This is a genomic window from Streptomyces hoynatensis (assembly GCF_003626535.1).
Lineage (GTDB): Bacteria > Actinomycetota > Actinomycetes > Streptomycetales > Streptomycetaceae > Streptomyces > Streptomyces hoynatensis.
The window spans coordinates 15,865-30,178 of record NZ_RBAL01000023.1 but is presented as its reverse complement, the minus strand read 5'-3'; the positions used below and the strand labels follow the sequence as shown (position 1 = coordinate 30,178).

Annotated in this window: 11 protein-coding genes; 2 read left to right on the top strand and 9 right to left on the bottom strand. The window is 75.0% G+C overall.

All coding sequences use genetic code 11. The features are described 5' to 3' along the window. The first annotated feature begins 2 nt into the window (after window positions 1-2). Entirely contained in the window at window positions 3-1,706 is a 1,704-nt protein-coding gene (locus D7294_RS27155) for a PP2C family protein-serine/threonine phosphatase (protein WP_120684400.1), read from the top strand. A 59-nt stretch (window positions 1,707-1,765) separates the two neighbouring features. On the opposite strand, the gene D7294_RS27150 is transcribed toward D7294_RS27155, so the two are convergent. The 9 genes from D7294_RS27150 to D7294_RS27110 form a co-directional block, all read right to left on the bottom strand. Further along, window positions 1,766-2,629, bottom strand: coding sequence for an aldehyde dehydrogenase family protein (locus tag D7294_RS27150; RefSeq protein ID WP_241562657.1), 864 nt, complete (start codon window positions 2,627-2,629; stop codon window positions 1,766-1,768). A 145-nt stretch (window positions 2,630-2,774) separates the two neighbouring features. Beyond that, entirely contained in the window at window positions 2,775-4,250 is a 1,476-nt protein-coding gene (locus tag D7294_RS27145) for an aldehyde dehydrogenase family protein (RefSeq protein ID WP_120684396.1), read from the bottom strand. 4 nt (window positions 4,251-4,254) lie between these two features. Continuing rightward, a complete protein-coding gene (deoC, locus tag D7294_RS27140; RefSeq protein WP_120684394.1) occupies window positions 4,255-5,199 on the bottom strand; it encodes a deoxyribose-phosphate aldolase in 945 nt (314 codons plus the stop codon). Next, window positions 5,192-6,247, bottom strand: coding sequence for an ABC transporter permease (locus tag D7294_RS27135; protein WP_120684392.1), 1,056 nt, complete (start codon window positions 6,245-6,247; stop codon window positions 5,192-5,194). Before D7294_RS27135 ends, deoC begins: the two co-directional genes overlap by 8 nt. Beyond that, on the bottom strand, window positions 6,244-7,818 hold the full coding sequence (locus tag D7294_RS27130) for a sugar ABC transporter ATP-binding protein (RefSeq protein ID WP_174248457.1): 1,575 nt from the start codon (window positions 7,816-7,818) through the stop codon (window positions 6,244-6,246). The genes D7294_RS27135 and D7294_RS27130 overlap by 4 nt, the downstream gene beginning before the upstream one ends. A 7-nt stretch (window positions 7,819-7,825) precedes the next feature. Then, window positions 7,826-8,791 carry a sugar-binding transcriptional regulator gene (locus D7294_RS27125; protein ID WP_120684390.1) on the bottom strand — a complete coding sequence of 322 codons (966 nt, stop codon included), beginning with the start codon at window positions 8,789-8,791 and terminating at the stop codon, window positions 7,826-7,828. Further along, entirely contained in the window at window positions 8,788-10,347 is a 1,560-nt protein-coding gene (locus D7294_RS27120) for an FGGY-family carbohydrate kinase (RefSeq protein ID WP_158674702.1), read from the bottom strand. Before D7294_RS27120 ends, D7294_RS27125 begins: the two co-directional genes overlap by 4 nt. After that, window positions 10,344-11,405: a galactitol-1-phosphate 5-dehydrogenase gene (locus tag D7294_RS27115; RefSeq protein WP_206619574.1), complete on the bottom strand. Its 1,062-nt coding sequence runs from the start codon at window positions 11,403-11,405 to the stop codon at window positions 10,344-10,346. The genes D7294_RS27120 and D7294_RS27115 overlap by 4 nt, the downstream gene beginning before the upstream one ends. Window positions 11,406-11,487: 82 nt before the next feature. After that, window positions 11,488-12,450, bottom strand: coding sequence for a substrate-binding domain-containing protein (locus tag D7294_RS27110; protein WP_241562656.1), 963 nt, complete (start codon window positions 12,448-12,450; stop codon window positions 11,488-11,490). Between the two features lie 705 nt (window positions 12,451-13,155). Here D7294_RS27110 and D7294_RS27105 point away from each other — a divergent pair. Then, window positions 13,156-14,286, top strand: a complete 1,131-nt coding sequence (locus D7294_RS27105) for an FHA domain-containing protein (RefSeq protein ID WP_120684384.1) — start codon at window positions 13,156-13,158, stop codon at window positions 14,284-14,286. Window positions 14,287-14,314: the final 28 nt, after the last annotated feature.

Sequence of the window (14,314 nt, the reverse complement as noted above, 5' to 3'; positions counted from 1 at the left end):
CGATGCCGCAGCTCGACCAACTCTCCGCCTGCCCCGGCTGCGGGGAGCCTCTGGAGGACGACGACCGCTTCTGCGGGGTCTGCGGCACGGATCTGCAGGCGGCTGCCGCCGTCGCCCGCACCTCCCCGGCCGCGGCCCACCCGGCGCCTGCCCCGTACCCCGTCCCGCCCGACCCGCGCCGCGCGCGGGCCTTGGGCGAGGAGGAGGCGGAAGCGGCGGAGGACGGGGCCGGGCAGCCGGAAGACCCGGCGGCGCCGGAGGGGCCGGAGTTCCCCGAAGGGGCGGCCGAGCCGGCGGGGGCGGGCGGTCCCGACGGGGACGAGACCGGGGACTACACCCTCGCCGACCCGGCAGACCCGCCCGCCGACCCGGGCTACACGCCCACGGAGCACGACTTCACCCTGCCGCCGCCGCTGCGCGAGGCCGCGCCCGACCCCAGGGCCCGCGACCCCAGGACGCCGGAGGGCCACGCGCCGCAGGCGGCGGGCGCGGCGCCGCCCGCCGCGGCCCCCGAGGCCGGGGAGGCCCCCGAGGCCGGGGAGGCGCCGAGCGCGCCGCGCGACCCGCGCACCCCGCACGCGCCCACCCCGAACGCGCCCGCCCCGCACGCCTCCCACGCCCCCAGCGGGCCCAACGCGCCGAACGCGCCGAACGCGCCCAGTGCCCTGCCCGATCCGCGGGCCTCGGTGCCCCCGCCGCCCACCGGGCCGCCGTTCACGCCCACGCCCGCCCCGGCCGCCGCGGCCGAGGCGGCCGCCGCGCCCGACCCGCGCACCCAGGCCGCGCCGCCCCGCGAGGCGGCCCGCCCGCTGTGCGTGGTGTGCGGCGTGGGCGAGGTGGACGCCGAGGGCTACTGCGGCGAGTGCGGGCGCGCCCAGCCCGGCAAGCGGGACCACGTGGAGCGGGCCCTCGGCGGGGTGGCCGCGGTCAGCGACCTCGGGCTGCGCCACCACCGCAACGAGGACGCGTTCACCGTCTCCGCCACCGCCCTGCCCGACGGCTCGCCCGCGGTCATCGCCGTGGTGTGCGACGGGGTCTCCTCCTCCACCCGGCCGGACGAGGCCTCCGCCGCCGCGGCCGAGGCCGCCATGGAGTCGCTGCTCGCGGCGCTGCCGCGGGGCGTCTCGGGGCAGCAGGCCACCCACGACGCGGTGCTCAGCGCGGCGGCCGCGGTCAGCGCGCTGGCGGAGGGCGTGGAGCCCGAGCCGGGCCGCAACTCCCCCGCCTGCACGATCGTCAGCGCGGTCACCACGGGCCGCACCCTCACCGTCGGCTGGATCGGCGACAGCCGCGCGTACTGGGTGCCGGACGAGCCGGACGCCGCCCCCGCCAGGCTCACCGAGGACGACTCCTGGGCCGCGCAGATGGTCGCCGCCGGGCTGCTCAGCGAGGCCGAGGCGATGGCCGACCACCGCGCCCACGCCATCACCGCCTGGCTCGGCGCCGACGCGCAGGAGGTGGAGCCGCACACCGCCTCGTTCAAGCCGGACCGGCCCGGCGTGATCATCGTCTGCACCGACGGGCTGTGGAACTACGCGGAGACCGCCGAGGAGATGGCGCAGGTCGTGCCGGCCGAGGCCCGCTCGGCCCCGCTGCCCACGGCGCGGCAGATGGTGCGGCACGCCCTCGACTCCGGTGGCCACGACAACGTGACGGTCGCCGTCATCCCCTTCCCGCCCGAGGTCGGCCGCGCCGAGACGGCCTGAACGCGCCGCGTCCCGCCACGCCAGGGCGTGGCGGGACGCGAAGGCCCGGCGTTCCGGGGTCAGATCCCCTTCGGGTGCCAGACCGTCTTGGTCTCCAGGAAGGACCTGAGGCGGGCGAGCCCCGGGGCCGCCTGCCAGTCCTCGTCCGGGTCGGGGCGGTGCAGGCGCTTGAGGGTGTGCGCGGCGGCCACCTCCAGGTCACGCGCCTCGTCCGGGGCCGCGCCGGTCAGGTCGAGGGCGTTGACGTCCTGGTGGGCGGCGAGCGGCGGGCCGAGTTCCGCCGGGTCGCCGGACAGGATGTTGACCACGCCCGCCGGCAGGTCCGAGGTGGCGAGCACCTCGGCGAGGGTGAGCGCGGGCAGCGGACGGGGGTGCGAGGTCACCAGCACGGCGGTGTTGCCGGTGGCGAGCACGGGGGCCAGCACCGAGACGAGGCCGAGCAGAGCCGAGTCGCGGGGCGCCAGGACGGCCACCACCCCGGTCGGCTCGGGAGTGGAGAGGTTGAAGTAGGGGCCGGCCACGGGGTTGGCGCCGCCGCCGATCTGCGTGATCTTGTCGGTCCAGCCCGCGTACCAGACCCAGCGGTCGATCGTGGCCGCGACGAGGCGGGCCGCCTCCTCCGTGGTGACGCCCTCCGCGGCGGCGACCTCGGCGGCGAACTGCTCGCCGCGGGACTGGAGCATCTCCGCGATGCGGTACAGGATCTGCCCGCGCAGGTAGGCCGTGGCCCCCGACCAGCGGGGGAAGGCCCGGCGCGCGGCGACGACCGCGTCCCTGGCGTCCTTGCGCGAGGCGAGGGGTGCGTTGGCCAGCCAGCGGCCGGTGTGGTCGGTCACGGCGTAGGTGCGTCCACTCTCCGAGCGGGGGAACGCGCCCCCGAGGTACAGCTTGTACGTCTTCAGCACGGCCAGCGGCCCGGGCACGGCGGCCGGCGCGGGCGCGGCGGCCTCCCCCGCGGCGGCGCGCGCGGGCTTCGCGGCCCGCGCCGCCTTCCCCGGGGCCTTCCCGTTCCGCGCGGTCCCGGGCTTCGTTTCGGGCTTCGTCCCGGGCTGTGTCTCAGGCTTTGTCTCAGGCATTGAGGTACGCCTCCAGTCCGTGCCGGCCGCCCTCCCGGCCGTAGCCGGACTCCTGGTAGCCGCCGAAGGGCGAGGTGGGATCGAACTTGTTGAAGGTGTTGGCCCAGACGACGCCGGCCCGCAGCCTGTCGGCCATCCACAGGATGCGGGAGCCCTTCTCGGTCCAGATGCCGGCGGACAGCCCGTAGGGGGTGTTGTTGGCCTTCGCGACGGCCTCCTCGGGCGTGCGGAAGGTCAGCACCGACAGCACGGGCCCGAAGATCTCCTCGCGGGCGATCCGGTGCGCCTGCGAGACGTGCGTGAACAGCGTCGGCGCGAACCACCAGCCGGTCTCGGGCAGTTCACAGGGGGGCGACCAGCGCTCGGCCCCCTCCGCCTCGCCGGCCGCGGCGAGCTCGCTGATGCGGGCGAGCTGCGCGGCGGAGTTGACGGCGCCGATGTCGGTGTTCTTGTCCAGCGGGTCCCCCACCCGGAGGGTGCGCATCCGCTCCTTCAGCGCGGCGACCACCTCCTCGGCCACCGACTCCTGCACCAGCAGGCGCGATCCCGCGCAGCACACGTGGCCCTGGTTGAAGAAGATGCCGTCCACGATGCCCTCGACGGCCTGGTCCACCGGCGCGTCCTCGAAGACGATGTTCGCCGCCTTGCCGCCCAGTTCCAGGGTGAGCCGCTTGCGGCTGCCCGCGACCGTGCGGGCGATCTCGCGGCCGACCGCGGTGGAGCCGGTGAAGGCCACCTTGTCGACGCCGGGGTGGGCCACCAGGGCGGCGCCCGCGGCGCCGTCGCCGGTGAGGATGTTGACCACGCCGCGCGGCAGGCCGGCCTGGACGCAGATCTCGGCGAACCTGAGCGCGGTCAGCGGGGTGGTCTCGGCCGGCTTGAGGACGACGGTGTTCCCGCAGGCCAGCGCGGGGGCGACCTTCCAGGCGAGCATCAGCAGCGGGAAGTTCCAGGGAATGACCTGCCCGGCCACCCCCAGCGGGCGCGGCCGCGGCCCGAATCCCGCGTGCTCCAGCTTGTCCGCCCAGCCGGCGTAGTAGAAGAAGTGCGCGGCCACCAGCGGCAGGTCCACGTCCCGCGACTCGCGGATCGGCTTGCCGTTGTCCAGGGACTCCAGCACCGCCAGCTCCCGGGACCGCTCCTGGATCAGGCGGGCGATCCGGAAGAGGTACTTGGCGCGTTCCGCCCCCGGCAGCGCCGACCAGGCGGGGAAGGCCGCCCGGGCGGCGGCGACGGCGGCGGCCACGTCCTCCTGGCCGGCCTCGGCCACCTCGGACAGCGCCTCCTCGGAGGCGGGGGCGACCGTCTTGAACACCCGGCCGTCCGCCGCGGGACGGAACTCGCCGTCGATGAACAGCCCGTAGGAGGGGGCGAGGGCGGCCACCGAAGCGGACTGCGGGGCCGGGCTGTAGGCGAAGGGGTTCTCCGCCCGCGGGGCGGGCGTGGGTTCAGGCGTGGGTTCAGGCATCAGTTCAGTCCACCGTCACGTAGTCGGGCCCGGAGTACGAGCCGGTGCGCAGCTTGTGCCGCTGCATCAGCAGGTCGTTCAACAGACTTGAGGCGCCCAGGCGGAACCACCGCGGCGTCAGCCAGGCGGGGCCCACGGTCTCGTTGACCAGCACGAGGTACTTCACCGCGTCCTTCGAGGTGCGTATCCCGCCCGCCGCCTTGACCCCCACCTGGCGCCCGGTGGCCGCCAGGAAGTCCCGCACCGCCAGGAGCAGCAGCAGGGTGTTGGCCGGGGTGGCGTTCACCGCGACCTTCCCGGTCGAGGTCTTGACGAAGTCGGCCCCCGCCAGCATCGCCAGCCAGCAGGCGCGCCGGATGTTGTCGTAGGTCACCAGCTCCCCGGTCTCCAGGATGACCTTCAGGTGCGCGTCGCCGCACGCCTCCCGGATCGCCGCGATCTCCTCGAAGACCGCCAGGTAGTCGCCGGCGAGGAACGCGCCGCGGTCGATCACCATGTCGATCTCGGCGGCGCCCGCCGCCACGGCCGCCCTGGTGTCCACGAGCTTGGCCTCCAGGGGGGCGCGCCCCGAGGGGAAGGCGGTGGCCACCGAGGCCACGGCGACGCCGGTGCCGCGCAGCGCCTCCACCGCGGTGCCCACCAGGTCCGGGTAGACGCAGACCGCCGCCGCCCTGGGCACCGAGCGGTCGGTGGGCTCGGGGCCCGCGGCCTTGGCGCACAGTGCCCGCACCCTGCCGGGCGTGTCGGCGCCCTCCAGGGTGGTGAGGTCGATCATGGAGATCGCCGTGTCGATCGCGAAGCCCTTCGCCGACTCCTTGATCGACCGCGTGCCCAGCCGGGCCGCGCGCTCCTGGAGGCCGACCGCGTCGACGCCCGGCAGGCCGTGGAGGAAGGCGCGCCACGCCGCGTTGCTCGCTCCCGGGCCGGGGAAGGTCGCTGTGTCAGGCACGGGAACCCCGCTTCTCTATCGTCACGTTGAGGATCAGCGCGACCACGAGGATGAGCCCGGTGACGACCATCTGGAAGAAGGAGTCGAGGCCCATCAGGTTGCACAGGTTGCGCACGACGGACAGCAGCAGCACGGCGACGAAGGTGCCGAGCACGCCGCCCCGCCCGCCGAAGAGGTTGGTGCCGCCGAGCACGACGGCGGCGATGGCGTCGAGTTCCAGGCCGTCGAACGCGGTGGGCTGGCCGATGGTCAGCCGCGAGGTCAGCAGGACCCCGGACAGCGCCGCGAGGGCGCCGGAGATGGCGAAGACGGCGGTGATGACCCCGCGGACCGGCAGTCCGGAGAGCCGGGCGGCCTCCTTGTTGCTGCCGACCGCGTAGACGTACTCGCCGAAGGTGGTGCCGCGCAGCACCAGCGCGGCCAGGATGGTGACGCCGAGGAAGATGAGTCCCGCGATGGGGATGGTGCCGATGAACCCGCCGCCGATGAGCTGGAAGGTGTGCGACTGGTCGGCGTTCACGGGTTCGCCGTCGGACAGCAGGTAGGCCAGGCCCCGGATGGCGGTGAGCCCGGCCAGGGTGGTCATGAACGCCGGCAGCGTCAGGTAGGCGGACAGGCCGCCCATGATCGCGCCGAAGCCGGCCCCCGCGGCCAGGCTGATGAGCATGGCGAGCACGTAGTTCATGTCGTGGTCCATCAGCAGGGCCACGGTCATCCCGCCGAAGGCGGCGACGCTGCCCACCGACAGGTCGATGCCCGAGGTCAGGACGACCAGGGTCATGCCGATGGCCACGATGCCCGTCAGCGCGGACTGCTGGAGGAGGTTCGACAGGTTGCGGGTGGTGAGGAACTCGGGCGCCAGCACGCTGGCCACGGCGCACAGCACCAGGAAGACGAGCACCAGGTTGAACTTGACGACGAGTTCGGCGCCACGGCCGCGCAGCAGTGCCCTGGCCGCTTCGGCGGGCCCGGAGCCGCCGGGCCCCGTTCCCGCCGCGGACGGCGCTGCCTGCCAGGCCGTCTTCGGCCCGGAGGATGGTGTGGTCATGGTGTTGCTCCAGAATCGGGGGACGTTCCGGTGATGACGGTGTGGGCGATGTCGCGCTCGGCGGTCGTGCGCGGGTCGAAGCAGGCCACGTTGCGGCCCTCGTACAGCACCCAGACGAGGTCGGTGTTGGCGGTCAGCTCGGTGAGTTCGCTGCTGGCGAGCAGCACCGCGACGCCCTCGTCGGCGAGCTTCCTGACCTGCCGGTAGAGATCGGCCTTGGCCCCCACGTCGAGGCCGCGGGTCGGCTCGTCGAGCAGCAGGACGCGCAGGCCGCCGCGGCTGATCCACTTGGCCAGCACCACCTTCTGCTGGTTGCCGCCCGACAGCTGTCCGACCAGCTGGTCGGCGGAGGCGTGCCGCACGCCGAGCCCGGACAGCGCGTCCGCCGAGGCGCGCCGCCCGGCGCGGCGGGGCGCCAGCCACGGCGGCCGGCCCAGCGAGGCGATGCCGGCGTTGCGGCCGACGGAGAGGCCGAGCATCAGGCCCTGTTCCTTGCGGCTCTCGGGCACCAGCGCCAGGCCGGCCCGCACCGCGGCGGCCGGGCTGTGCAGCCGCACCTCGGCGCCCGCGAGGCGCAGCGAAACCGCCGCGTGCCCGTCGCCGAACAGGGACCTGAGCAGGGTGGTGCGGCCCGCCCCGCCGAGCCCGGCGAGGCCGACGACCTCGCCGGCCCGCACCTCGATGCCCTGCACGTCGATGAGTCCCTCGCGGTGCACGCTGCGGATCTCCAGCAGCGGCGGGCCCTCGGGCCGCGGGCGGTCCACGGTGCCCACCAGTTCGCGGGACTCGCCGATCATGTCGGAGACGAGTTCGGCCGCGGTGGTCTCGGCGAGCTCGCGGACGGCGACCGTGCGGCCGTCGCGCAGCACGGTGGCGCGGTCGCCGATCTCCATCACCTCGTCCATGCGGTGCGAGATGTAGATGACGGAGCGGCCCTCCGCGGTGAGCGAGCGGACCAGCGCGAACACCTTCCGCAGGTCCTCCTCGCCGAGGGTGGCCGAGGGCTCGTCCATCACGATGATCCGCGCGTCGCTGGTCAGCGCCTTGGCGATGGCGGTCAACTGCTGGGCCGCGATGGGCAGGTCGCGCACCTTGGCGGTGACGGGGAAGTCGCCGCCGACGCGGGCGATGGCGGCCCTGGCGAGTTCGATGCGCCGCCTGCCGCGGACGATCGGCCCGCGGGTGGGGGCGCGGCCGAGCAGCAGGTTCTGGGCGACCGTCAGGTCGGGGACCAGGTCGAGTTCCTGGTAGATGACCGCGATGCCGGCGGCGAGCCCCTGCTGGGGGCTGGAGAGGGAGACGCGTTCGCCGTCGATGAGGATCTCGCCCTCGTCGGGCTGGTGCGAGCCGGCGAGCACCTTCATCAGGGTGCTCTTGCCGGCGCCGTTCTCGCCGAGCAGGCAGTGCGTCTCCCCGCCGCGCACGGTCAGTTCCGCGTGGTCGAGGGCGCGGGTGCCCGGGAAGCGTTTGACGATGCCGCGCATCGTCAGCCGCGGCGGCCGCGGGGCCGGGGCGGCCGCCCGCGCGGTCCCGGTGCCGTCCGCCCTCCGTGTCTCGTGCGCTTCGTTCATGGTGCGCTCACCGGTCCTCGCAGGCGTCGGGGTCGAGTAGATGGGAAGCGGTGTAGTCGTCGGTGACGAGGGTGTTGCACAGGCCGCTGGTGACCACGGCGGCGCACACCGCGTGCTTGGCGACGCCGGAGACGACGGCCACGGAGACGGGCCGTGCGCGCAGCACGTCCAGCGGCACGCCCAGCGTTCTGGCGTCGAGTTCCGGGTCGACGACGCGCCCCGCGGCGTCGATGAACCGGCCGGCGACGTCGCCGACGGCGCCGGCCTCGGTCAGCCTGGCGAGGTCGTCGGCGCCCAGGTAGCCGGAGCCGACCAGCACCGAGTCCTGGTCGACCCCGCCCGGGCTGAACAGGGCGGTGTCGGCCGCCGCCGCCTGCGCCAGCACCTCGGCCACGGCGGGGTCGCCCTCCAGCAGCCGCCGGGTGGCCTCCTGTTCGACGATCGCCGGGGTGGGCAGCACGGTGACGGTGCCGCGGCCCTGGTGCGCGATCCGGCTGGCCATGTCCTGGGCGGAGCTGGGGCGCAGGGAGCGGCTGAGTCCGCCGTTGATCTGCACCACGTGGACGCCGTTCGCCCAGCCGGGGACAAGCGAGTGGGCGAGCCGGTCCAGCGTGCGGCCCCAGGAGACGCCGAGCAGCCGCGGCGAGGGCCGCAGCCTGGCCAGGTAGTCCGCGCCCGCCTCGGCGACCCTGGCCCGCAGGGCCTCGTCGTCCTCGGCGGCGGAACTGGCCACCACGACGGCGTCCCGCAGCCCGAAGGTCAGGGTCAGCCGCTCCTCCAGGTCCCGCATCCGGGTCTTGGGGTGCAGCACCTCGATCCTGACGATGCCGGCCTCCCGCGCCTCCGACAGCAGGCGGCCCACCTTCCAGCGGGTGAAGTGGAGTTCCTCCCCGATCTGTTCCTGGGTGCGGTTGTGCTCGTAGTACAGGACGGCGACCCGGTAGAGCAGGTCGAGGTCGGGCGCGCCGGTCATGGCCGCCTGCCCGCGGGGGAGGAGCCCAGGGCCCGGTCGGGCGCGCTGAGCCGGTGCGCCACGGGCCGGGTGGCCTCGGTGGCCAGCAGGTAGTCGGCGTAGCCGCGCTCGTAGCGGTCCTGGGTGCCGGGGTCGGGCTCGACGAGTTCGAACTCCGGGGCGAAGGCCGCGGCCAGCTCGTTCAGCCGTGCCGCGCCGCCGCCGACGCCGGCCGCGGCGATGACCGCGCAGGCGCGCAGCGTCAGGTTGCCGCCGCGGACCAGGCGCAGCGGCCTGCCCACGGCGTCCGCGGTGGCGCGCAGCCACAGCGGATTGTGCCTGATGCCGCCGGAGACGAACACCTCGTCCACCGGCACGCCGCCCGCGACGAACGACTCCAGCACCTGCCTGGTGCCGTAGGCGACTCCTTCGACCGCCGCCCGGTAGACCTCCTCGGGCAGCGTTCCGGCCGTCAGGCCGAGGACGGCGCCGCGCAGCCGCGGGTCGCGCAGCGGGGTGCGGTTCCCCATGAAGTAGTCCAGCACGACGAGGCCGTGGTCGCCCGGGGGCAGCGCGGCGGCCCGCGCGATCAGCTCGGGGAGCCGTTCCCGCGGGCGGCCGAGCAATTGCTCGCCGACCCAGGTCAGCACGGAGCCCGAGGTGACCTGGCCGCCCTCGATCAGCCAGCGGCCCCGGCTGAGGGCGTCCGGGTAGGGGCCCCACACGGTGGGCGGGAAGACGGGCTCGTCGATCTCGGTGACGAACGCGGTCGAGGTGCCGGAGACGACGGACACCCGGCCGGCGCGCGGCCCGCCGACGGCGAGCAGCGAGAGGTGGGCGTCGATGCCGCCCGAGGAGACCACGGCGGCCTGGGCGATGCCGAGTTCCTCCCTGGCGGCCGGGCCGAGCGGGGCGATGGGGTCGCCCACGGGGACGATGCGGCCCGGCAGCTTCTCCCGCAGGTCGGGCACCCCGAACGCGGCGTACAGGTCCTCGGGGAGGCCCCCGCCCAGCGGATCGTGGTTCCACTTGCAGACGGCGTTCATCTGCGAGCCGGCCCACTCGCCGGTCAGGCGCCACACGAGGTAGTCGACCGCCTCGGTGATGCGCGCGGCGGCGCGGTACGTGTCCGGTTCGTGCCTGGCCAGCCACATGGCCTTGGGCACGAGCCATTCGACGGCGTCGCCGCCGCCCGCGTACCGCAGCACCGGATGCGTGCAGGCCGCGGTGTCCGCCGACTCCACGCTGGCCCGGCTGTCCATCCACAGCAGCGCCGGGCGCAACGGGCGGCCCGCGGCGTCGAGTACGGCCACGGTGGAGGCGGTGGTGGCCACCGCCACCCCGGCGAGGGGCGGGGCGCCTGCCGCGGCGTGCGCCGCCCGCGTCGCGGTCACCACCGCGCCCCACCAGTCCTCCGGGTTCTGCTCCGCCCAGCCGGGGCGCGGGTACGAGGTCGGGTAGCCGCTGGCGCTCTCGCCCAGCAGCGTGCCCTCCGGCCCGTACACCGCGACCCTGGCGCTCTCGGTGCCGAGGTCGATGGCGAGCAGCCCGGGGGCGGCGCCGGCGCCGGCGGTCACGGCCGTTCCCCGCCGGGGAGGAAGAGGACCTTGGAGCTGAAGATCGACCGCTCGCCGAGCTGGTGCAGGGTGGTGGGCAGCGCGTCGAGGCCGAGCTCGTGGGTGATCATGAACTTCCAGCGCAGCCGCCCGTCGTGCATGGCCGCCGCCGCCACCCGCCACTCCTCGCCGGGGAAGGGGGCGGAGAAGGAGTTCCACGCGCCGTGCAGGGAGACCTCGCGGCGCAGGAAGCTGCTGAAGGACACCTTCGGCAGGACCACCGGGTCGTGGGGTATGCCGATGAACACCGCCTCGCCGTGGCGGGCGGCCAGCGAGACGGCCTGGTCGGCGGTCGCGGGCACCCCGGCGGACTCGACGACGGCGTCGTAGCCGTCCCCCGCCAGCTCGCGCGCCTGCTCGGGGGTGGTGGCCGTGTGCGTGGCGCCGGCCTCCAGGGCCATGGCCGCCTTCTGCTCGCTGACGTCCACGGACAGCACCTCGCTCGCGCCGGACAGGCGCGCCCACTGGATGGCGAACAGGCCGATGGGCCCGGCGCCGATGACCGCGACGCGGTGGCCGAGGCGCAGCTTGGTCCGCCAGACGGCGTGCAGCGCGATGGCGGCCGGGTCGAGCATGGCGGCGGCGCGCGGGTCGAGGTCGGCGGGCAGCACCATCAGGTTCCCGGCGGGGACGGTCACGTACTCGGCGTAGGCGCCGGGGCGGCGGCTCCCGAAGTAGTCGTAGTCCTCGCACAGGCTGAAGTTGCCCTGGGCGCAGGAGGCGCACCGGCGGCAGGGGATCAGCGGCGGCACGGCCACCAGGTCGCCCTCGCGGACGGTGCCCGCGGCCGCCACCTCCTCGCCCAGCGCGACGACGTGCCCGGCGAACTCGTGCCCGCAGATCAGCGGCAGGTGGTACGAGCCGCCCTCGCGGAGCATGCGCGCGATGTCGGAGCCGCAGACGCCGCAGGCGGCGACGCGGACCAGTGCCTCGTCCGGCGCGGGTGTCGGCACCGGGACGTTCTCGGTGCGGATGTCGCCCGGGGCGTGCAGCACCGCGGCTCGCATGGTCTCCGGCATGATCGTGTGTTTCCTTTCGTGGTCCGTGGCCCGTGGCCCGGTGGGGCGGGCCCGGGGACGTGTGCGGGAGCTGCGCGGCTGGTTACTCGGTGGCGCCCGAGGCGAAGACGGTGTCGCCCACGAGGTCGGCCGAGTTCTCGTCGTCGACCAGCGCCGTGCCGGCGTCGATCTCCGCCTCGACGTCCTCGCCGTGGCCGAGGGCCACCGCGGTGTCGACGGCCTTCTGGGCCAGCACGATGGGGTCGTTGAGGGCGGTGGCCAGGTACTGGTCGCCGCCGTCGATCGCGTTGACGGCCTCCATCAGCCCGTCGATGCCGGCCACCAGCACGTCGTCGCGGCCGTTCTCCCGCAGCACCTGGAGGGCGCCGAGCGCCATGTCGTCGTTCTGGGCGAAGACGACCTTCACATCCGGGTTGGTCTGGATCAGGTCCTGCATGGCGGTGACCGCCTCGGAGCGGATGTAGTTGCAGTAGGGGCCCTCGACGATCTCGACGCCCGGCGCATCCTGGAGCGCCTCGTGGAATCCCGCGCCCCTGTCGCGCGCCACCGCACCGCCCGCGTCGCCGCGGATCTCGATGATCTTGCCGCCGTCCGCGCCGAGCTCCCCGGCCACCCGCTCGCCGACGAGCCGGCCCATCTCCTCGTTGTCGCGGCCCACTTGGGCAGTCGCCCCGTCCGGCACCGGCCGGTCCACGGTGACGACCTCGACCCCCGCCGCCTCGGCGGCGGCGAGCCCGGCCCTGACGCCCTGCGGGTCCACCGGGTTGACGAGCAGGATGTCGACGCCGCGGGTGATGAGGTCCTGGATGTCGTTGTTCTGCTTGGCGACGTCCCCGTCCGCGTCGGCAAAGGACAGCTCGGCCCCGGCCTCCTCGGCCGCCTGCTCGGTGCCGTCGCGCAGCTGGACGTAGAAGGGCGACTGCTGGGTCGCGAGGCTGAATCCGATGGACACGGGTCCGTCGTTGTCCGCGTTGTCCTTGTTTCCGTCACCGCCCGGGGTGGTGGACACCGAGCAGGCGGCCAGCGCCATAAGGCTCGATATCACGACACATGCGCTGAAGACGCGCTTCGCCTGCATATGGCCTCCTGAGGTCGTTCTGGGCGAGGACGATAGGGCCGGAAACGCGCCGGAGACAACGGATGCTGGTTTTTTTGCTCGTGTGAGCAGAGCGGGGGGCCTCAGGCGAGCGATTTGCTCGCGCCAAGCAGTGAAGGGCTGACGCTGCGTGGACGGTTGCCACGGAGCGTGGGCGCGTCCGCACGTAGGGTGGGAGGCGGGTTTCGAGCATGTGACCGCGAGGCGTCGCGCCCGCCGCCCGCGCATTTCCCAGGCGTTTCCCTCGCGTTTCCCTGACTCCTCCCGGCGGGCCGGCGCCCGGGGCCGGGCGCCCCGGGACAGGCGGGGACGCGAGAGGGCCCGCCGCGGGTACTGTTCCGCCGGCGCCACCGGACGGCCGCCGGAGACCGCCGAAGACCGCCGACGACCCCCAACGGCCGCGGAAACACCGCAGAAGAGGGGCCGGAGAAGGACCGGGCGGACGGCAGGCGGCCGAGGTGCGGCGCCCGCCGGGCCGGCGGGACGTCCCGGGAGAGCCGGCCGGAGAGGGCGGCGCCCAGGCCCCGCCCCGGGCCGCCCCCGGAGTGACCCCGGGCACACAGCCCTGGACAACACCCCACGCCCGGCACCACCATCAGCAGAATCGGAAGTCGAGCGAACGAGTGACGACGTGACGTAAGGGGAGGCAGTCACATGCCGACATGCCCGAACGGCCACCAGTCGGTGGCCGACGAGTGGTGCGAGGTGTGCGGCCACCGCATGCTCTCCCCCGCCGTCGCCCCTCCGCCTCCGCCGCCCCCGCAGGGCTTCCCCGGCCAGCCGGGCGCCCCGCAGCCGCCCGCGGCCGGCGGCTGGTCCCCGCCGCCCTACCCCGGCTCGGCGGACGCCGAGCCCCCGGCCCCGGTGGGCTACCAGGGCCCGGGCGCCCCGACGCAGGCGTTCCCCGGGCCGCAGCAGTCCGGCGGCTACCCGGGCCACCCCGGCCCGCCCGGCTTCCCCGAGCCGGGTCCCGCGACCGCGCAGATCCCCCCGGTGGGACCGGGCGGCGGGCCGATGGGGGGCCCGATGGGCGGCCCGCCGCAGCTGTGCCCGCAGTGCCGCACGCCGCGCGAGGGGCAGGCCCCGTTCTGCGAGGAGTGCAGGTTCAACTTCCTGACGAACTCCCCTACGACGTACCTGCCGCCCGCCCCGCAGCAGCAGGGCCCGCCGCCCGGCATGGACCAGCCCATGTACGGCCGGCCGCAGGCGCCCGCGCCGCCGCAGCCGACCGGCGACTGGGTGCTGCCGCCGCCCGGCGGCCCGCTGCCCCCGCAGGGCCGGCAGCCCGCGCCGCCGCCGTACCCCGGCCAGCCTGGCCCGGGTCACCCCGGGGCCCAGGGGCATCCGAACGCCGGCGGCCCCCCGCAGCCCGGGGGCACCGGGAGCTGGGTGGTGACCATCGGCCCCGACCCGGAGTACTTCCAGGCAATGATGCGGCGCTCGGGCCCCGAGGCGGCCCAGCTCCAGCTGCCCGCCTACGCCCCGGAGCAGCAACTCCCGCTGAACGGGCCGCAGGTGACCATCGGCCGCCGCCGCCAGTCCACCGGGGAGTCGCCCGACATCGACCTCTCGCGCCCGCCCGAGGACCCGGGCGTCTCGCACCAGCACGCCATCCTGGTCCAGCAGCCCGACGCCTCCTGGGCGGTGATCGACCAGGACTCGACGAACGGCACCACGGTCAACATGGCCGAGGACCCGATCCAGCCGTTCGTCCCAGTGCCGCTGCGGGAGGGGGACCGGGTGCACATCGGGGCGTGGACGACCCTGACCCTGTATCGAAACTGAGTTCCCAGGTGCGACTACTATCGCACGC

Excerpts from the sequence above, each read along its gene's own strand:
- D7294_RS27130 (WP_174248457.1), bottom strand. The coding sequence starts at position 7,818 with ATGAACGAAGCGCACGAGACACGGAGGGCGGACGGCACCGGGACCGCG.
- D7294_RS27135 (WP_120684392.1), bottom strand. The coding sequence starts at position 6,247 with ATGACCACACCATCCTCCGGGCCGAAGACGGCCTGGCAGGCAGCGCCG.
- D7294_RS27155 (WP_120684400.1), top strand. The coding sequence starts at position 3 with ATGCCGCAGCTCGACCAACTCTCCGCCTGCCCCGGCTGCGGGGAGCCT.
- D7294_RS27145 (WP_120684396.1), bottom strand. The coding sequence starts at position 4,250 with ATGCCTGAACCCACGCCTGAACCCACGCCCGCCCCGCGGGCGGAGAAC.
- D7294_RS27105 (WP_120684384.1), top strand. The coding sequence starts at position 13,156 with ATGCCGACATGCCCGAACGGCCACCAGTCGGTGGCCGACGAGTGGTGC.
- D7294_RS27115 (WP_206619574.1), bottom strand. The coding sequence starts at position 11,405 with ATGCCGGAGACCATGCGAGCCGCGGTGCTGCACGCCCCGGGCGACATC.
- D7294_RS27125 (WP_120684390.1), bottom strand. The coding sequence starts at position 8,791 with ATGACCGGCGCGCCCGACCTCGACCTGCTCTACCGGGTCGCCGTCCTG.